This is a genomic window from Pannus brasiliensis CCIBt3594 (assembly GCF_036688125.1).
GTDB classification, from domain to species: Bacteria; Cyanobacteriota; Cyanobacteriia; order Cyanobacteriales; family Microcystaceae; genus Pannus; species Pannus brasiliensis.
Window position 1 is genome coordinate 56,159 of record NZ_JBAFSM010000020.1, and the last position, 18,098, is coordinate 74,256.

The 18,098-nt window shown below is 53.7% G+C and carries 21 protein-coding genes; 9 read left to right on the forward strand and 12 right to left on the reverse strand.

What is annotated here, in order from left to right; all coding sequences use genetic code 11:
* Positions 1–5 precede the first annotated feature (5 nt).
* On the reverse strand, positions 6–3,593 hold the full coding sequence (locus tag V0288_RS12005; RefSeq protein ID WP_332865332.1) for a hypothetical protein: 3,588 nt from the start codon (positions 3,591–3,593) through the stop codon (positions 6–8).
* Between the two features lie 71 nt (positions 3,594–3,664).
* Between V0288_RS12005 and V0288_RS12010 the strand changes: the two genes are divergently transcribed.
* On the forward strand, positions 3,665–3,991 hold the full coding sequence (locus V0288_RS12010; RefSeq protein ID WP_332865333.1) for a hypothetical protein: 327 nt from the start codon (positions 3,665–3,667) through the stop codon (positions 3,989–3,991).
* 238 nt (positions 3,992–4,229) lie between these two features.
* Here V0288_RS12010 and V0288_RS12015 read toward each other — a convergent pair whose 3' ends face one another.
* From V0288_RS12015 to V0288_RS12045, 7 genes are all read right to left on the reverse strand, one after another.
* Positions 4,230–4,586: a hypothetical protein gene (locus V0288_RS12015; protein ID WP_332865334.1), complete on the reverse strand. Its 357-nt coding sequence runs from the start codon at positions 4,584–4,586 to the stop codon at positions 4,230–4,232.
* Positions 4,505–5,029: a hypothetical protein gene (locus tag V0288_RS12020; protein ID WP_332865335.1), complete on the reverse strand. Its 525-nt coding sequence runs from the start codon at positions 5,027–5,029 to the stop codon at positions 4,505–4,507. Before V0288_RS12020 ends, V0288_RS12015 begins: the two co-directional genes overlap by 82 nt.
* 20 nt (positions 5,030–5,049) lie before the next feature.
* The gene (locus V0288_RS12025) at positions 5,050–5,460 is read right to left on the reverse strand and encodes a hypothetical protein (RefSeq protein ID WP_332865336.1); all 411 of its coding nucleotides are present in this window, start codon (positions 5,458–5,460) and stop codon (positions 5,050–5,052) included.
* Positions 5,441–6,682, reverse strand: a complete 1,242-nt coding sequence (locus tag V0288_RS12030; RefSeq protein WP_332865337.1) for a ParM/StbA family protein — start codon at positions 6,680–6,682, stop codon at positions 5,441–5,443. Before V0288_RS12030 ends, V0288_RS12025 begins: the two co-directional genes overlap by 20 nt.
* Positions 6,683–6,689: 7 nt before the next feature.
* Entirely contained in the window at positions 6,690–6,848 is a 159-nt protein-coding gene (locus V0288_RS12035) for a hypothetical protein (RefSeq protein WP_332865338.1), read from the reverse strand.
* A 292-nt stretch (positions 6,849–7,140) separates the two neighbouring features.
* Entirely contained in the window at positions 7,141–7,650 is a 510-nt protein-coding gene (locus V0288_RS12040) for a GNAT family N-acetyltransferase (protein ID WP_332865339.1), read from the reverse strand.
* A 102-nt stretch (positions 7,651–7,752) separates the two neighbouring features.
* Entirely contained in the window at positions 7,753–8,547 is a 795-nt protein-coding gene (locus V0288_RS12045) for a hypothetical protein (protein WP_332865340.1), read from the reverse strand.
* Positions 8,548–8,684: 137 nt separating this feature from the next.
* On the opposite strand from V0288_RS12045, the gene V0288_RS12050 reads away from it, so the two are divergent.
* The 5 genes from V0288_RS12050 to V0288_RS12070 all read left to right on the forward strand — a co-directional run bounded on the left by V0288_RS12050 (position 8,685) and on the right by V0288_RS12070 (position 13,326).
* Positions 8,685–9,479 carry an MOSC domain-containing protein gene (locus V0288_RS12050; protein WP_332865341.1) on the forward strand — a complete coding sequence of 265 codons (795 nt, stop codon included), beginning with the start codon at positions 8,685–8,687 and terminating at the stop codon, positions 9,477–9,479.
* A 174-nt stretch (positions 9,480–9,653) separates the two neighbouring features.
* Positions 9,654–10,484 (forward strand): M90 family metallopeptidase, encoded by an 831-nt coding sequence (locus V0288_RS12055; RefSeq protein ID WP_332865342.1) that lies wholly within the window; start codon positions 9,654–9,656, stop codon positions 10,482–10,484.
* A 202-nt stretch (positions 10,485–10,686) separates the two neighbouring features.
* The gene (gene hpt, locus V0288_RS12060) at positions 10,687–11,214 is read left to right on the forward strand and encodes a hypoxanthine phosphoribosyltransferase (RefSeq protein ID WP_332865343.1); all 528 of its coding nucleotides are present in this window, start codon (positions 10,687–10,689) and stop codon (positions 11,212–11,214) included.
* 443 nt (positions 11,215–11,657) lie between these two features.
* Entirely contained in the window at positions 11,658–11,966 is a 309-nt protein-coding gene (locus V0288_RS12065; RefSeq protein WP_332865344.1) for a plasmid mobilization protein, read from the forward strand.
* A 10-nt stretch (positions 11,967–11,976) separates the two neighbouring features.
* Complete coding sequence (locus tag V0288_RS12070) at positions 11,977–13,326, forward strand: relaxase/mobilization nuclease domain-containing protein (protein ID WP_332865345.1); 1,350 nt, start codon at positions 11,977–11,979, stop codon at positions 13,324–13,326.
* A gap of 10 nt (positions 13,327–13,336) precedes the next feature.
* Here V0288_RS12070 and V0288_RS12075 read toward each other — a convergent pair whose 3' ends face one another.
* Together V0288_RS12075 and V0288_RS12080 are read right to left on the reverse strand one after the other, a co-directional pair.
* Positions 13,337–13,903 (reverse strand): PIN domain-containing protein, encoded by a 567-nt coding sequence (locus V0288_RS12075; protein ID WP_332865346.1) that lies wholly within the window; start codon positions 13,901–13,903, stop codon positions 13,337–13,339.
* A 3-nt stretch (positions 13,904–13,906) separates the two neighbouring features.
* On the reverse strand, positions 13,907–14,371 hold the full coding sequence (locus V0288_RS12080) for a helix-turn-helix domain-containing protein (protein ID WP_332865347.1): 465 nt from the start codon (positions 14,369–14,371) through the stop codon (positions 13,907–13,909).
* Positions 14,372–14,522: 151 nt separating this feature from the next.
* Between V0288_RS12080 and V0288_RS12085 the strand changes: the two genes are divergently transcribed.
* The 3 genes from V0288_RS12085 to V0288_RS12095 all read left to right on the forward strand — a co-directional run bounded on the left by V0288_RS12085 (position 14,523) and on the right by V0288_RS12095 (position 15,888).
* Entirely contained in the window at positions 14,523–15,101 is a 579-nt protein-coding gene (locus tag V0288_RS12085; RefSeq protein WP_332865348.1) for a hypothetical protein, read from the forward strand.
* Between the two features lie 96 nt (positions 15,102–15,197).
* The gene (locus V0288_RS12090) at positions 15,198–15,593 is read left to right on the forward strand and encodes a type II toxin-antitoxin system RelE/ParE family toxin (RefSeq protein ID WP_332865349.1); all 396 of its coding nucleotides are present in this window, start codon (positions 15,198–15,200) and stop codon (positions 15,591–15,593) included.
* Positions 15,565–15,888: a helix-turn-helix domain-containing protein gene (locus V0288_RS12095; protein ID WP_332865350.1), complete on the forward strand. Its 324-nt coding sequence runs from the start codon at positions 15,565–15,567 to the stop codon at positions 15,886–15,888. Before V0288_RS12090 ends, V0288_RS12095 begins: the two co-directional genes overlap by 29 nt.
* Positions 15,889–15,913: 25 nt before the next feature.
* Here the strand turns inward: V0288_RS12095 and V0288_RS12100 are convergent, their stop codons facing one another.
* Both V0288_RS12100 and V0288_RS12105 read right to left on the reverse strand, forming a co-directional pair.
* Positions 15,914–17,620, reverse strand: coding sequence for a type IV secretory system conjugative DNA transfer family protein (locus V0288_RS12100; RefSeq protein WP_332865351.1), 1,707 nt, complete (start codon positions 17,618–17,620; stop codon positions 15,914–15,916).
* On the reverse strand, positions 17,617–18,096 hold the full coding sequence (locus tag V0288_RS12105) for a hypothetical protein (protein ID WP_332865352.1): 480 nt from the start codon (positions 18,094–18,096) through the stop codon (positions 17,617–17,619). Before V0288_RS12105 ends, V0288_RS12100 begins: the two co-directional genes overlap by 4 nt.
* Positions 18,097–18,098 lie beyond the last annotated feature (2 nt).

An 18,098-nucleotide genomic window follows, 5' to 3' on the forward strand; every position in this document is an offset into this window, starting at 1 on the left:
TTTTTTTATCCTCGATCGGAATACTGTTGTCTTGATGGTGGGGTTTGACCTAAGCGTTGTTCGGCGGACGATCGCACTTGACGAAGATACTCTCGCGCCAGCCCGATATACTCGCCCGGATCGGGGACGCTCGCTTTCCATTCTCGCACTCGATCGCTCTGACTCAAAATTCCCGCGACCTCATGGGAATCGCGACCGTCCGAATAAGCCCGTATCGCCACCTCTATATCGATGTCTCGGGGAGAAACGTCTTTAAAAGAGGGATTTTTCAAAATTTCGGTCGTGTAAGCCTCGTACTTTTCCCGGTAGAGGGCGCGTCGGGCTTCGTCCCGCTGTTCTCGCTCCCGTTCCTGCCAAGGGTAAAGAACTGTTTCCGGTTTGACCATGACTCGTGCTGTCGTGGGTGGGCTGTTTTCCAGTCGGGCGCTCAAAGTCAGACCTCCCTCTTTCAATAATCCCCGCTCCTTCAATTTCATCTCGCTGTCTCGATCGAGAATCCCCAACGCGTTCCCGTTAAGCGTCACGAGGGGAATCGTTTTCCCCGCGCCGTTTCTAACGTTCGCGACGGAGATCTTCACATCCTCTCCTTTCCAGTCACGCCCTCTGTAAGCGCAGTTCTTGACCTGTCCGATTTTGAGGGTATTCCCTTTCGGAGTGGTCGCTATCACCGAAGAACTCGGCTCGGAGACGATCGCCCCCCGAAATTTTGTCCCGACAGGAAGGGAAGAAGATTCACTCGTTAACGGGGCTAAGACCTTTCCTCCGACCTTGATAACCCGTTTTTCCTCGATTTGCCCCGTTTTATCGGGTAGAGGATGAAGGGCGATTTCACAATCGACTTCCTCCCCCCGCCATTGCCGATTGCCATATTCGTTCGTCGGGAAGTGCAAACCAACGACTTTTAACTCGGTGAACTGTAATTGTTTCAGTCGCTCTATTACCTCATCCGGGAAGAGTTTGAAGGCGAGGAGAGCCTTTTTCGTGCCGTAGTCGTCGCGGGTGTGAGCGCCCTGCCAGAGAGCCGCCGCCAGTTCGGAGCGTTCACCCGGTGGGTGTTGGGAGCGAACCATCTCGACGTATTCATCTAAAGCCTTGTAGATGCCCTCGATCCGTTCGTGCGTGATGCCGGGGCGGATCGCGGCCGTCCCCCCGGTCAGTTTGATTCCCGCTTTCAGGTCGTGACGCTTGAGGTCGGAAATGGCGATCGCCCCGATCGCTTTTTCCACGAATTCCCCATTTTCTTCGAGGGTAGCGATCGCTATTAGGGAATTCGGGATCTCTCGATCGAAATTATTCTTCTCCAATCGCAGATCGAGAGGGAAAGACCAATCGCGTCCCCTCAATTCCGACTCTAACACCCCGAATCTATCCAATCGGGTCAGATAGAGCGTTTTTCCGCTAGTCGCCGATGTCACCTCGATATAGGGTTCGCTCAGTTCGGGATTTTGAGTTTTCAGGTCTTCCAGCGATCGGGCCGCTTTTAGATAATCGTTGTAGGCTTCCTTGATCTCCCCGGCGATGTCCGAGAACACGCGTCCGGCCGGTTCGGGGAATAAATTTCGGAACTCGACGGGGGAACGGGCGACGAGGTGGCTTTCTGTCCATTTCTCGTTAGCGACCGTGATAGTGCGATCGATCGGGCCGTGATTTCCAGTTATCAAAGGGTGAGTACGATAAACGCTCGGATTTCGACTTTTATCCCGTCCGGCGAGCCAGAGGACGGGAACGTAACCGCCGATTTCCTTACAGACGCTCAGGATGGTCTTGTCGGGTCTTAACGCGCTTTTCGGGCCGTCTACCGCCACCTGAAGTTCGTTGGAAAGGTCGCCGACGATTCGGAATTGAATGTCTCTCATCCGTTGTAGAGCGGTCTCGATCTCTTGCGGGGACGGTTCCTCCGGAAGACCCGCTATTGCCTCGATATCTGCCCGATAGCGATCGGGAATCGAGAATTCCTTTTCGGGGTCGGCAGACCGCGCGAGAAGACCGCGATAGTATTCGGCCACATCTTTCACGTATCCGGGTTTCTTTTCTTCCGGTAAAGAGAGCGTTTCCCATCGTAGGGTCACGGCCATCATGATCCGGTTGGCGATCTTACCGATGTCGTTCTCGACCGCGCTAACGGTGATCGACTCGAAACTACCCTGATAGAGGACTTTAGCCCGTTTAATCACATCGGGATAGCGATTTTCGGGGAGGAGAGATTCTTTAATTTCCGCGGTCAGCGCGGGATATTTATCCGCCCGCTCGAAGGCCAATCGATCGCCGTCGAAATCCGCCTGTAGGTGTTTCGCCGCCGTTTCCGGGTGGATATGGATCGATCCCTCCAGTTTCATTAGATGGGGTAGGTGACGGTTCGTGAGGGTAATAACCCCGTTAGAATTGACGAGCGGGCTACGGGTAACGATTAATTCCACGCCATCGGGTATCCGGGGAACGCAGACCTCGTTCTCTTTCAAATCTAAACTGGGTTGGGCGAGCGCGGATTGAAAAACGATCGCGCGTCCCGTGGCGATGTCCATCCACTGCCGTTGTACGAACCTCCGTAATTCGTCGATCACGTAGGGATGTTCCAGTAATTGCCCGTGATGCTCTAGGTCGGTTTTGAGGAGCTCGTAAAAAAGTTGTTCTCGCGAGCGCGTGTCCGCGGTTTCCTCCCCCGCGAGAGCGTCTAACGGCGAGAGGACGGCGAGATCTTCGGAATTTTCTTCTTCTAATCGAGCTTTCCTTTCCTCGTAAGTTCGGACGAAATACCGGGATAAAGCCCGAACATCGGCTTGAGCGCTCGCTAATTCTTCGGCTTTCTCTCTCAGAATCGGGAGTACGTCGGCATCGACCCCCTTCGGGTAATTGACCAGCACTTGCGCTCCCAAACTCTGCCGCCCGTACTCCGCGAGCGCTTTGACCCCGATACCGAGATCGAGAAGGTATTCCCCCAGCTTTATCGCGTCCGCTCCCTTACGCCCTTTAAAGGAGCTAGTCGGTAAAATCAGATCGTAACCGGCTTTAATCCGGTTTTCGGTTCTAACGATCGTTCCGGTCAGCGTTTCCAAACGGAAATCGGGGGCGAGAGTTCCTTTTGCTATGCGGTAGACCGCGCATCCCTCTTGAGGTCGGATGCCGAGGCGGAATTGAAAGGGAGTGTCCGTCTTACCGGTCAACCGTTCGGCTAGATTCGGACTCATCTTTCCGTAACAGTCCCCGACCAATCTCCGAGCTTGTTCTTTCGGTAGAATCCCGTTACTGTCCCCGGTCGTATCGTCGATGACGAGGACGCGGATTTTTTCGAGAGCGTGAAAGCTTAGACAGGGCGTGAAGGGAAGACTTCCGTAGGCCGCCCCGTCAGAGGGGTTAGGATAGAGAAGGTCTCGCGCCCGATGGTCGGAGAAATACATCCGCTTCCCGGAGGCGAATTGTAGCGACCTCCCCCGATAAGGACGTAAATCCTTCACCGCGACCGAATCCGGGGAGATCTCGCCGATCGAGAAGCGGGCTGACGGAAATAGATACTCGGCCAGACAGTTCTTGAGCGGTTCCTTAACCCCTAGGTCTAGACGGAGTTTCGTGTCGAAGTGGTCGAGGTAAATAGTCACGATCGATGCCCCCCGGACGAAAGTTGTCGAGATCGGATCGAGAAAGAGAAATTAAACGGGAGAACTTAAAGATGAAAGCGGGAAAAATTTTTCAATCGCTCTTGGAGAGAGACCACTACGAACCGGACGGGAAGATGAAACCCGTCTTACGCGATCGGTTGAAAGAGCGGGGCTATTCCGAGGAGGAGATCGCGAACATCGAAAAGCGGAAAAAAGAAGAGATCGAGGATAGAAAGCGGTTCGCGCCACGGAACGGGAGGGGGTCTAGCCTTCGAGACCGAGCGATCGCCCGTTCCGGTCTAGACGTGGAAGAACTGCTCAGTCAGGGTTATCTCGATATAGAAGACCTCGAATCGGGAAGTGACCCCGACTCTTTCGACTGGGAAGATCTTCTATAAATCCCGTTCACTCGGCGATCTCTTCTTGTCGGTCTTTCGTTTTCCGAGATCGCTCGCCCTTCACTACCCCGTACTCGATCGCCGCCTTTTTATCCCATCGCCCCTCGGATAACTGCCGCCGGACGAAGGGACTTTGAGCGAGCGAACGCCTGGTCTCGCCCTTCGTGTTTTTGGGCTTTTTCAGCGTGTCTCGGTATTTTTCAGTAATCTCGACGCGTATTCACTTTAAATCCTCTCTTTATCGTTTAATTACTCGCTTATTACTGTCAAAACGGAGTAAATAACAGAGACTGTCCCGCACCTCGCAGATCACGCCTCCCGGCAATAGGTTCAAGCCGGTGTGGAGTCCGAGGGCGAAAGCCGAGGTGATGAGAACGAGTGCCAGAAACCAAGAATTGACTAGACCGCCCCACTTTTGGAAAGACTGCCAGCGTTTTCTTCGTCTTTCACTCTCTAGAGCTAGTTTCCGTTGCTGTAGGGCTAAACTCGCCTCTTCTTCGGAAAGGGCGATCGCTAATCGCTGTCGGATGATTCCGTCGATGATTCTGGCAAGCTCGTCAGGGGCTGGTATCTCTCTAGTTGATACTCCCGCCACCGTCGATCGATCCGAGCGGTGACGGATGTCGAGTTTCCCGCGTCCATCGCTTCAATCCAGAGTTGCTGGAAATTCTGTTTTAATTCCCCGGTCGCGACCATTTCTTTAAGGCGCATGACCGTTACCCGCGGGATTACCTGACCCATGATTTCCGCCTGTCGGAACCCGACTTGAAAGCCCGTCTCGATCGCTTGTTCTTCCAGCGAGAGAGTGGGTTCGGGCGCAACGTTCGGAACGCTCTCGTTCTCGAAAAAAGCGGCGATATCGTCGTAAGAGTTAGCGATCCCTTCCTCGAAAAGCTCTCTCGCTCTCGCGAAACGTTCTCTCTCCGCTTCCGAATAATCGGGCTTCGCGGTGGGGAGACCGATCGCCGTGAGGGTAGCCTCCACCTCCGAAGCACTCAGTTCGTACTCGCGGGCGAAATCTTCCACGGTATACGTCACGATGTTTTCCTCCTTTCGGGTCAACAAATCCGGTCTAAAATATCGTCCTCGTCACTAAAATCCCTGTCGTCCCCGTCCGGTCCGATCGCCTCGTTTGGAGGGATGTCGTTCGTCGGGAATCGAACCGTTCGATCGATCGAGGGATCGAAATCTTCCGAATTTCCCCCTAAACCGAAAGATTCTTCCAAATATTGGATATGAAGCTTGAGTTGATAGATCGACGATCGAGCGATCTGTCGGATTTGGGCGGAAGACGAGTCCGTCATCGCTTGATAGGCGAACGGTAGCCAGAAGGCGGCGATCGGTTGTAATACCCGTTGATGTCGGGTCAAACCGCCCTCGTCCTCCTTGAGATAGCTCACCAGTATCCCGTGGCGGGATTCCTTTTTCGGCTGGTAGCGGAAATGGAAACTAACTTGTTGGCCGGACATCGATTCTCTCTCCTGTGGTCTCTGGCGCTCTGGGTAGGGGGCGATTCCCCAGCTTGTAGAACAGCCCGTATACGTCCGCTAGTCGGGACTCCAGACAGCGTTCGCGAGCGATCTCGCCGAAAGCCTCCAGCACCCTTTCTTCAAGTCCCTCGCACCAGTTCAGGGAACCGCCGAACCGTTTCAGGAGTTCGTTCAATTCCCGTTTCAGGTAACGGGCCGTCCCGCCACTGACGAGAAACTCGTCGATGGGGGTGTTCGGGGGAAGGTGTTGCACGAGCCAGTTTTGTAGGAGGGCGATGTACTCGGCTCTCGCGTCGGTAATGGCCTCGACCAATTCCTCGACTTCTCGCTCTCGTAGTTCGGTTCGGTGACTACGGGCTAGGGTTTGGAGAACTTTTTTGCCCGGTTTCCCTCCCGCGGCGCAGATCACGGAGACGAGAACCTCGGCTTTCTGCCCGGAGGTGCAGAGTTGGATTCTGTCGATCATCTTGGCGAAACCGAGATCCCCGGTCATGCCCTTGGTGAGTTCTCCCTTTTCTAGAACGAGAAGGGAAGAATTCCGATAACCGAGCATGATCACGGCGATATTGACGGATTTCGCGCTTTTGAGCATTTCCCCCGCTCTGGCGGGTTTCCTGCCCCTCGCGAGGAGGCCGCCGCCCTCCGGTAGGGCGGTGAAAGTTTCGAGTTCGACATGGAATTGCCGTCCCCGAAAAATGTAGTCGGATAGGGCGGTGGAGATACGGGACTCGAATTTCTCGCGGTCACGGAACTCGTTCCACGGCAGGAGGATTCCGAGCGATAGGCTGAACCGTTCGGGTAAACGCTCTCGGATCGCGACACTGCCGACGATCGAGAGCGCTTGGGGCAGTGCCGAATCGATTTTCAACGAATCGAGGCAGTGGACGGCGTGGAAGGTTTTCCTGGCGAGCGCTCCGACGGCGTAGTGGGTATCGCCGAATCGCACCCACGCGGAATCCTCCGGATTGGACTCGCCGAGCTTGTATTTCTCGTAGTTCTCAATACTTTTGGCGGGTACGAGAACCACTTGAGGATCGAGCAGGAGTAATCCAGGTTTGCCGCGCGGGGGATTGACGCTATAGAGCGCCCGTCCGAGAGAAGCCCCGAAATCCGCCGCGATGGTCACGTCGGCCATGAGCGTGTAGGGGGTAAGGGTGGATTGTCGAGCGCCGATTTCTGTAGGTTCGGCTAACCTTCTCACCGATTGTTTATAGGTTCGGTTGACCTTCGAGCGCGGGATTTTTGTAGGGACGATCGACCCCGCGTTCTCCTCCCCCGTGAAAGGAAGTTTCCAGCGTAGCTGATGCCGAGTTTAGGAGGGTTCGGCCGACCCGGAAAGCGAGCGTTTTTTTCGCTTGCCAAGGCATTATAAAAACTTGTTTTCGAGCGGGGCAAGTTTTTTAACCGAAATCGGGAAGGATTCCTAATTTTTGATTTTTTCCTAATCTTGGATTTCTGACCGAACCGCGGAAGTGTTCGGGGATGTTCTATCGGGAAAAGTTTTTCGGGAAACGGATCGCCGAGCGAGATCTGACCTTTTTTAACTCTCGATCGAGGAGTCGAACCGTCAACCGTCGGGCAAAAACGAGGGGGTGATCGGCATTATCTTGGTCTTCACGCTCGTGTTGACGATCCGGTTCGGGGAGTGAGCGGAATTATCTATTTTTCTTCCAGTCGCTTTTCAAGGGTGATCTCGTAAAATCCATAGTCGATCGCTCGGTAGAATTCGATCGCCGCTCGATTATCCGCCAAAGTATTCACCCTGACTACCGACAAACCCCGACCCCGAAAATGGCACTCGGCCGCTTTCATCAAAGCGGCACCGACACCGCGCCCGCGCGATTGGGGCAAAACGTACAGATCGGAAATATAACCGTATTTCCGCTCGCGAGCGTCAACGTGGAGATCTCCCGCGTCGAGTTCTTCGATAAAACAAACGAGAAAACCGAGAATTTCTCCCGCGGATTCCGCCACGTAGATCCGTCCGTCTCGTTCCAGTGCGAGTTCTTCTAGATAAGCTAGGTGAGCGTCACCGATCCGCGCTCCGGTTGGGCGATTCTCGTGATACTCTCGTTCGCTATCTTGCAGGGCTTCCATAAAACCGACGAGAATCGATCGATCGGACAGCAGGGCGTTACGAATTATTAGGTCGGGTTCCATAGTTACCATTCACAAGAGCGAGAACTCGCGATCGTCTCCATCCAATCGGTACGACCGGAAAACTCGGTCGTCGATTCTCTCCTCGCCGAGAGTAAAATCACTTCGGGAGCGTCAGTTCTTCCAGTTGACTAAAGATCGAAGCACCGCTACCGATCGGGCGCGATCGACTTCTTGCCGGGCCTCGAATAAACTTTCCGCCCGTTGGAGATAAACGATCGCTTCCGCGGGTTTCGATCGCAGTAAAACGCCTAATTCCAAACAAGCCCCCGCGTCCGTCGGATACCGGCCGACGTGTTTCTCCAAGCGATCGATCTCCTCCTCTAAATATTTCCAGCCGAATTGATAGGGGGCGGCTCCCTCTAAAATTTTCTGGCGATCGAGGGGTAGAGGAGCTTTCGATTCATCGGGAAAATAGGGCGCGTTCAAGAATTCGGCGATCGATCGGGCTAACCACTCGACTCTGATGTAATAGCGATCGGAATGTAGGGAAACTCGCCAATAAGCCGGCTCTAGAATCAAGACGAGATTATAGCTCGCCGACTCCGTGTCACCGGTATCGGCGATCGTGACTCCGACAATCACGTCGAGCGGGATTTCCAACGATTTCGCGGCGGGCCGGTTCGGGAAAGTTCCCCGCTCCCATAAAAAGCGATTTCTACCTTTATCGAAAGTGATGGTGTTGAAGCCCGGATATTTGACGATCGAGAAAACCCCTAACGCGGTTAGAGCGACTCCCGTTGCCGACGACAAAATCCAACTCCCCTCGGTTTGTCGAACGGCGAGCGCGCCGAACAGGATAATGAAGAGTCCCGTGAAAATGAAGCCAGAACCGAAAATCAAAGTCTCGAAAAACGAGTATTGAAAATGCAAGACCAATCGATCGCGAGCGTGTTCGATAATTCGCATCGGTTCACCCCGTAAAATCTATCGCGCGCTCGAAGCGTTAAGTTCACCCCGTCCCGATATTAACCCCGTATTGTTATGATGGCGAGAACGCCCTAGCCGGTCTATCAAAAGAAACGAGCGCCACGATACGGGCGCGGTTGAAAGCATCGAACGGGAAAATCACGAGAAACACCGTGTACGTCCGACAATTATCGCTCAAAACCCGACGGGGCGAACCCTCGCGCTCCCGTCCGTCCCTGACCCTAACGACCGGTATCGGCATCGATTCGGACGTTCACGCTCTAGCGGGAAGTCCCCGTCAGGTATTGCTCGTGGGTCGGAGAACGTTGGACGATCTTGACCTACAGCCCGGTGATTTGCGAGAAAATCTTCTGATAGAGGGAGAGATCGAGGGGTTTCGCTCGGGAGAGGTTTTGCGGGTCGGGAGCGAGGCGCTAATCCGGCTGATGTTTTCTTGTGAACCCTGCGGGAATTTAGAGAAAATTCGACCGGGATTAGCCAAAACGATCGGGAGTCGGCGCGGGATGTTGGGCATGGTGGTTCGCGGGGGACGGATCGATCCCGGAGATGAAGTCGTTCCCACCGATTATCGGTTCCCGACTCTCAGCGATACTGTCAGAGAACGTTTCCACGAGTTCGTCGCTCGAATCCCGCTCGGAAAAGTGGTGAGAACTTCGGATTTACTGTTGGCTCTCGGGGTATCGCGGGCTTACTATCGAACCCTTCCCGCCTTTTTGAAAAGAGCGACTCCGGATTTACCGGTGCATCGCCTCGTCAGTGTCGATGGCGGACTCTTCGAGAAATATCTTCCCGCTCACGCCGGATTATTGTGTGCCGAGGGCGTTGAACTGACCGGGGAGCGAGTGGCCGGGAAGGATTATTACTGGGATACGGGGGAATTTCACGACCTCGTGTTAGAGAGCGATCGATAAATAGACGGGTTCGGGAAAATGTACTAATCGAATAGTTCCCGCGACGGTAAAATTCAAGGTATAAGAAGACCGCCCCGATCGAACGTCCCCGCTTTTTCTCGAAACGGCCATAACTTTAGACAATATCGGAAACCCCGCGCGTGATGGGAATTCCCGCGCGGAACAGATCGATCGATGCTCGAAACCCCGATCTTTTTGTCATTGGTCACGCTCGTACTCTTCGCTATCGTTTTCTATCCCCGGTTCATCGCGTGGCGGCGGGAACGAATTCGATGTCGCCCTTTTCCCGATCGTTGGCGATCGATTGTCGAGAGAAATGTACCGCTCTATTCGCGCTTTCCCCGATTGCGGCGGGAACAACTGCAAGGTCATATACAGGTCTTTCTAGCCGAGAAACAATTTATTCCCTGCGGGGGATTGACGGTTAACGAGGAAATGAGGGTAACGGTCGCGGCGATCGCCTGTCTATTGCTACCGGACGGGGGCGGCGATTACTTTTCCCGACTTCGATCGATCCTCCTCTACCCGACCGCGTACCTCGCTACGGAAATGAATCCGCTCGGGAATTACGGGATCGAGGAGAGACGGGTGGTGAGATTAGGGGAATCGTGGACGCGGGATCAGTTAGTTCTCTCGTGGCAACAAGTTCAACAAGATATTCACAACTGGGAAGACGGGCATAACGTCGTCCTTCACGAGTTCGCCCATCAGTTGGACGCGGAAGACGGCGCGGTTCAAGGGGTTCCCCTCCTGCCAAAAGATATCGATCCCGATCACTGGTCGAAAGTAATGACCGAAGAGTACGAAAAACTTTGCCGGTCGAGCGAAAGGGGGATGAAAACGGAAATCGATCCCTACGGGGCGACGAACCCCGCCGAATTTTTCGCGGTGGTCACGGAAACTTTCTTCGAGAACCCCCGTTCCTTACGGGCGCGTCATCCCGCTTTATACGAGCTATTACAACAATATTACCGACTCGATCCGGCGCGTCGGGACAATTGGTGACGGATAGCTTTTCCATTCTTTCGGGAGCGCTTCCGAACGCTCGGTGTCGGAAAGTGGGTGAGTGGGAGTGCTAAAGAGCAGATTTAATCCCATCGGGGGAACGCGGGCTTTTTCCTCGCGATCGATCGAGAACTCTGTTAGAATTTCTGGAATTTTACCGCCTTTCTATTTCGCACAAAAGGATTAGCCCGCCAGAAAAGTCATGGAAAAACAACTCGTCCGACTGATCTCCCGAGAGGAGATCGCCGCCGCGGTGAAGAGATTGGCGCGAGAGATCGATCGGGATTCGGAAAACCGTTCGTTGGTGGTGATCGGCATCCTCAAAGGTTCTTTTATCTTTATCGCCGATCTCGTCCGGAATCTAGAAACCCCGCTCCTGGCGATCGAGTTCACCCGTCTGTCTAGCTACGGTTCCGCGACCGTTAGTTCGGGACGGGCCGAGATTCTCGCGGGTCTTCCCGAGGAAGCGGTAAGGGGTCAGAACGTGATCGTGGTGGAGGATATCGTGGATACCGGAATCACCACGGCCACACTCCTCGAATACCTACAAGGCTACCGACCGGCCGACTTGAAACTCTGCACCCTACTAGATAAACCGAGTCGTCGCCGGGTGGAGGTGAAGATCGATTATCGGGGGTTTACCGTTCCCGATCGCTTTATCGTCGGCTACGGGATCGATTTCGACGAACGTTACCGCCAATTGCCCGAAATTTACACGCTAGAGGAATGAAATGATCTAGAGTACCCCCGACGCACGATCGGGGCGAAAATCTGGGCGAGAACTATACGGAAGGAGAGAGAGCATCCGTTAGCACCCGGTAGGGAAAAGTACGTGACCTGATACTCTCCCCCCGAATTCGATCGCTCTCCCCGAAAGCGAATCGAAGCACTTTAGAAGCACTTTGACAGTAAGCGTTTTCTCGTCAGTTACAAGACATCCGTAAGTTGTTTTTAGTTATCGAAACGCCACGCGGAAGCATTCTCTCACACGACACGATCTTCCAAACGCTTACCTCTAACTTCTCGTTACTTCCTATCGACTTACGGTAGCTTATAATTGACCTTTTTTAAGGAGCGGATTCGGGGAGCAAGCAGTGTTAAATGTTCAACATTTCTGCTAGACTGGATAAAAATATTAGATGGTGTTTTGAACGGAGCGAGGAGGGAAACATCGTGGCTAGTCCATCTCAAAAAAGTAGTTCGATCGGAATCCGTTTCTCTTCGGACGAAAAGCGGAGACTAGAAGAACGCGCCCGAGAGGAAAAGAAAACCCTGAGCGAACTTATCCGATCGGCGGTACTCGAACACACCCGAAAAGACAGCGATCGATTAGCCCTGGAACTTCAGAGAAAGGTTTACTTCGCTCTGGGAAAAATCACCGAATACCTTCAAACACTCGACGCGGACGCGAGCGAAGTCAATGAAATTCAAGAACTCGTGAACGCGACCCGAAGAAAACTCCTCGGACTAGAATCGTGGTAGACCGAACGCGATGATCGCCAAACAGGTTCAGGGAACTGATTTCAAAGGGGTTCTCGATTACATTCACGGTAAATCGGGAGCCAGAAAGATCGGCTCGAACATGATGGGCAAAGACCCCGAAAGTCTAACCGCGGAATTCCGAATATCCTCGAAGTTGAGAGAGCGAGTTACTAAGCGCGTCTATCATGCCAGCTTATCCGTTTCCCCGATCGAAAAACTATCCGATCGGCAGTGGCTGAAAATCGCCCGCTCTTTTTTGGAGGGTATGGATTTCGACGGTAGCCAGTATGTCGTTTACCGTCACACCGACACGGAACACGATCACGTCCACATTGTCGCCAGCCGTATCCGGATCACCGACGGTACGGTCGTGGGTGATTCTTGGCAGTACCGACGGGCGGAGAGTATCGTGAGAGGGTTAGAGGAAAAATTTAATCTCTTGCCGACACCGAGTAGCTTTAATAGACGGGATAGATCGCCGAAAACGGGAGAGATCCGCCGTCAGAGAAGAACGGGCGAGGTCAGTAAAAGAAGCAACCTTCAAGCGATCGTCAAAAAAGCGATCGAAGGCAAACCGACCCTAGACGTTTTCGTGGGCCGCCTGAAGGAGGAGGGGATAAATGTTCGGCTAAGAAAAACGGGCGAAGGCAAAATCGAGGGAATTTCCTTCGGTATCGACGGCGTGGGCTTTCAGGGTCGGCAGTTAGGGAAAGACTATTCTTGGCCGAATCTACAGACGAATCTAGCGACGGAAACCAACGAGATCCTTACCGTAATCGATACAGAGGGAGGGGAGGAGATGCCGAGAGACAGGGATAGCCCCCCGATAACGATCGTGGCGGTAATTCCCGAAATCCCCACCGTAGCCGTTAAAAGACCTCCGAGAGAGCGATCGATCGAGACAGAGCGGACGCGGGTATCGGCAGAGACATCAAGCCCCGCATTCCCGACCGTCGCCGCTAAATCCTCCTCGATCGAAGTAAAAGCGGAGACGGTGAACCCGGAAGTCCTTCCCCTTATTACCGTAGAGAACAACGAAATAAACGAGCGAAAAGAACGATTAAGAGGCAAATATGTCACCCTAGCCGAACAAGTTCGGAATTATCCCGGATTCCGAGACGTTGACGCGAGGAAAGTCGATACCGGCGTGGCAATCTTGTCCTTAAAATCAGGCGAGAGTCGCGAGGAAACCGAGTTGATCTTGACTCGGAGCGATCGGGTCGAACAATGGCGGGAGGAACTGCCGAGGGAAGTTTATTTGAAGAGGGCGATCGAATACATCCGACAGGTCACTCGCGAGGCGATCGAGTTAATGCGGCAGTCCCGAGAGCGATCGAAGAATTCTGATTTGGAAAGGTGAGGGAAGGTGGCTAATCCTTTAAGGAGTCGCGTAGTATCGCCATCGAGCGTGGTAAGCCTTGTTTTATCATGATTTCCACGTATTTTTCTGCGGTTAACGGCGGATTCTTGAGTGTCGCCCTCTGCTTTCGAGCCGATTCTACAACGGCGGCCGCATCGGACTCGATTAAATCCAAAATAAAATCATCGGGATGAATTGCTTCTACTCCCTGCGGTGTCAGTATTTCGGACGGAAAATCCTTGAGGTTGAAGGTAACGATGAATTCCGCGCCGCAATGGATAGCGGCGGCGAGAACGTGGCGATCGTCGGGATCGGGTAATTCTAAAGCGGGAATTAGCGGCTCGTAACCGACCACCAAACAATCCCGAACGTTAGCGTCCATGAGCGCCCTAGTCCTGGCGAGTTGTTCCGGGGTGATATCGGGGCGGTTTTTCAAAACGTTTCTCGTCCATTCCCCGTGAATCTCATTCGTCCAACGCGCTTTGAAGAGATCCGTCAAAGCCAACCACATCAAGAAGTCCCGAAGGGGTGCGGGGTAGAGGACAGAAGCGTCGTAAATAACGATCGAACTCGCCACGGTTTACTCGTATCCCATGTTCAATTCTTGGGCTTGAGCGGCTAATTCCGCTAGAGTTCGTTCCCGTCGGGCATCGATCTGTCTTTTGTAAGCGATCGCGTCCTCGTGAAGAACCCGGCGACGCGCCCCGACCTTACGGAAAGGGATCTGTCCCGATTCCAGTAATCCCACTAGATAGGGACGGGAAACACCGAGCAGTTCCGCGGCCTCGGAGGTGGAAAGTTCACGTCGGAGCGGGACGAGAGCGACCGCATTGCCCTCCGCCATCTGTTCGAGAGCCTCCGCGAGAAGATTCAAGGCCGCGGCGGGAAGGATGAGGGGATCGGTGTCACTTTCCCCCGATACGAGGTGAATTCGGTAATGAGAGCGCCCTTCGGACAGCAAAGACGCGAGAATCCGACTATTATCTCTCGCTAGAGTCTTATCCTCGACGCTAGGGGTGAAAGGTTCGGTAACGGGGGATAGCATGGGTGGAAACGCTCGATCGAGACTACTACTTGGCTATTTTACGAAACGAACGAAATTAACGCAACCAACGAAACAACTTCTCGGTACATTTGAACTAAACTCGGCTACAGTAGGAAGAATAAGTACAGAAAAACTATCCACGGACGCTATCATGTTCCCTCGATCGAATTTTCTCTTCTTCCTGAACGCTTTAATGATGTCCACGCGACCCTTCGCGATGATTATCGGTTTGGTTCTGTTCGGTATGTTGACCGCCCCGCCGGGTCACAGGAAACAACCGGAGACGGTAGCGGAGATCCTGACCGCGGCCGAGGGGGAATTGAGTTCCTCGGACTATGACGGGGCGATCGAGCTTTACGATCGATTAATCGCGAAAACCTCCGATCCCTTCCTCCTCTCTTCGGCGTATTGGGGAAGAGGCGCGGCCCGTCTAGGTCAGTTCACCACCGTCAACAGCAAAGTACGGTGGTATCGGCTCGAAGCGAGAACCGACAAGGGTTTCGTCGATGATTACGAGACGGCATCGCGGGAGGCGAAAGAGGTATACGATCGAGGGGTCGCAGATCACTTGAAAGCGGCGGAAATAGCCGAGTCCGCGGGAATGACCGATTGTGGACGGGAGATCCGAGAGATACTGCCCCGATTGCCGAAAGGGATGATCCGCTACAACAATCCCTACGGCTTCTACACCGGGCGAAAACCGCCCCGTTGCTACGGGAACTTACCCTGAACAGCCCGCGAGCGCCCGCTCTCTAGTGGTCTTCCCTTGAACTATAGAACCGAGTTCTATAAAATAGAGGAGAAAAGGCAACCGAAAAGGTCGGGCGTGAGGATATTCAAAAACAAATGGTTCGCTAAATTTGCCAGAAAAGAGGGCATTAGCGACGCTCGGCTCCGCGAGGCGGTTTCGGAGATAGAATCCGGGAGGATAGATGCCGATTACGGTGGCGGTGTCATCAAACAGAGAATCGCCCGCACCAACGAGGGAAAATCCGGGGGGTATCGGTCGGTGATTCTCTATCAGAGAGGTAATAAAGCTTTCTTTGTCTACGGATTCGCGAAGAGCGAACGGGATAATATAGACGAGGACGAAGAGCGCGGATTTAAAGACTTGGCGAAAGTAACCTTTTCCTTTTCCGAGGAGGAACTTGCCAAGTTGGTCGAGAGAGGAGTTTACAAGGAAATAAAAGGCGATGACCCGAAAAAAAACTTACAGGAGTGACGCGTTCGCCGCGATTCACGAGACGGCTTCCGGTTATTACGAGGCGGGAGTTATCGATAAACAAACCATGCGTCACTTTGACGAATCTTGCCTAACGCCGGTACGAGAATTCACGCCCGAGGAGATCAAGGCTCTCCGAGAGCGCGAGGAAGTGAGCCAAGCCGTATTCGCCCGTTATCTGAACGTGTCTAAAGATGCGGTCAGTCAATGGGAACGGGGCGAGAAGCATCCGGCCGGGCCGGCGTTAAAACTTCTGTCTCTCGTCGAGAAAAAGGGTCTAGCGGCGATTACCTGAAGCCGTAACGTTCGCGGGAAGCCGGTCACAACATCGCCGCGAACAGATCCCCGTCGGTAGCGTTACCCGTCGCGCTCGGAAACATCTCGCTCGCGAGAGTGTACCGGGCCGCCAGATCTTCCCCGGTGACGGGGGTTAGGGAAGCGCGTTCCGTCAATCGGGCGCGGACTTTATCCCATCGGGTTTCCGACCATTTCAGGATTGTCTTGTAGTCCGCGGTCAGATCGATCGATTCCAATAAAGGGATGTAAGCCGCTTTCCCCCGTCGGAAGTGGGGGTTCAACAGGAGACAGCGACCAGTGGGCAGTTGCAGGAAATCCGAAGGCTCGAACAGGGGCTTTGTTTGAATTTGCTCGGAAATATTGGTACTGGCTTTTCCACCGCTCCGTCCCCGACTTTTCTGCTTGAATTTAATCTCTTTCGATCCGATATAGTCCGAGAAGAGTTTCGCCGATTCGGGATCTTGGGGATTAAAGATGATTTTGGTAGCGCACCCGCCGACGATCGCCCTCGCCAGATCCTTGCCGTACATCTTTTCCATCTGAACCATATTCTGGAATCCGAGAACCGTACACAGCCCGTCTTCCCGGTTCTCGTTGAGCCAGTGATGGAGTGCCGGAAGGTAAAGCGTGGGAACTTCATCGGCGATTAGGAACATTGGATCGGAACGCTTTCGGGAGACATTGCGATTGACCAATAGGTGAAGGATAGCGGCGATTAAAGGGGCGAGAACATCCCGTTTTTCTCGATCGAGTCCCAACACGAGCAACTGTTTTCCTTCCAAAACGGTCGGTAGGGTTGTCTTTCCACAGAAGGCGGGAAGAACATCGGCTTTCATGAATCGGGTGAAGTTAATGTTAGCGGTCGCTAGAATCGAACTGACCGTCTTCTCGGACTCGGCACTAGAGAGCAATTGCCCGAAACTGGCTACTACCCAAGGATTCAGATTATCCTTCCGTTCGAGTACCCGCTTCGCCAGATCGGTACGGCTGGCGAGAGCCTGACACATCATTAAATCGGGGTATTCTGTTCCCCTCGCCAGCATCATGATCGCTTCCATTACCTGATCTCCCGCCGGGCCGAAAAAGCCGTCCTCGGAAGTCTGTCCCGCTCGTTTAAAATTCTGATTCATCACCTCGGCGAACTGACGCGCCATCATCGAATCCGTATCGTCCTTGAGAAATTCCAAAGGATTACAGATCTCGGATTCGGGGTAGCCGGGGGCGAAAATGTGGAGTTCATAGCCGTTTTTGACCGCGTAGGCGGCGAGACGGGAGGTTTGTGTGGGGAATTTGAAATCCCAGAGAATCACGGGAAATCCCTGCTCGATGACCGAGATCGCCACTTGGTCGATAGCGGAAACCGTTTTTCCCGTCCCTGGCGCGCCTAATACCGCCATCCCTCTTTGAGCGTCGGGAAGATAGAGGGGCGATTTACCGAGAGGGTTAGAGGTCGGGGTTCCTATCCAGACGGAAACGGCGTTTTTCTTCCGTTCTCGCATCTGTTTGAGAGCGATCCGTTTCGCGACGGACTTTTCCGCGCGACCGCCGAAATATCCCTTGGCGAGTTTTCCTTTCTTACCCCCTGTCCCGCTCACTAATGCTAGTAATCCGATGAATCCCAAACACGCGAGTAACATCGCGCCCGATCGCGGGGAGATTGAACGGGAAAGATTGTCGAAAGTTCGATCGAACGGGTCGGAAGAGGGTTTCACGACAAGGTAGTGATTCATAAGAGATGCAGACCGTTGAAAAGTACCGACAGGAAAATCGGGAAGGGAAGGAAAACGGCTCTTTGCAAAAAGGCGATTCCCTCCTCCTCGCTTAAGTCGCGCTCGATGTACTGGAGCAGGAGAGTGGCACTGAAGAGGAAGCTAACGAATCCGGCTTTCATCAGGATGGACGGCAGACCCATCCATCGGGCTAACGCCCACCCCAGTAAAAAAAGTCCCGCCGAAGGGAGAAAAAAAGCTCGGTTCGCTATTTTCCAAAGCGGGCGCTCGCCATTCGGGGAGAGGGAGACGAGTACGGCCGCGATGCCCCCGATCGCTACCGACAGACGGAAAAGTTCGTTAGGGGAAACCGACGCGCGACGCATCAGGACGAGTCCGAGGGCGAAAAGGCCGATTTCCGCCCCGGTTCGGGAAACGCGGTAGAGGGTCGAGCGCCGGAAGATCGACGGAATAAGCCCGCTAATTCGCTTTTTCATCA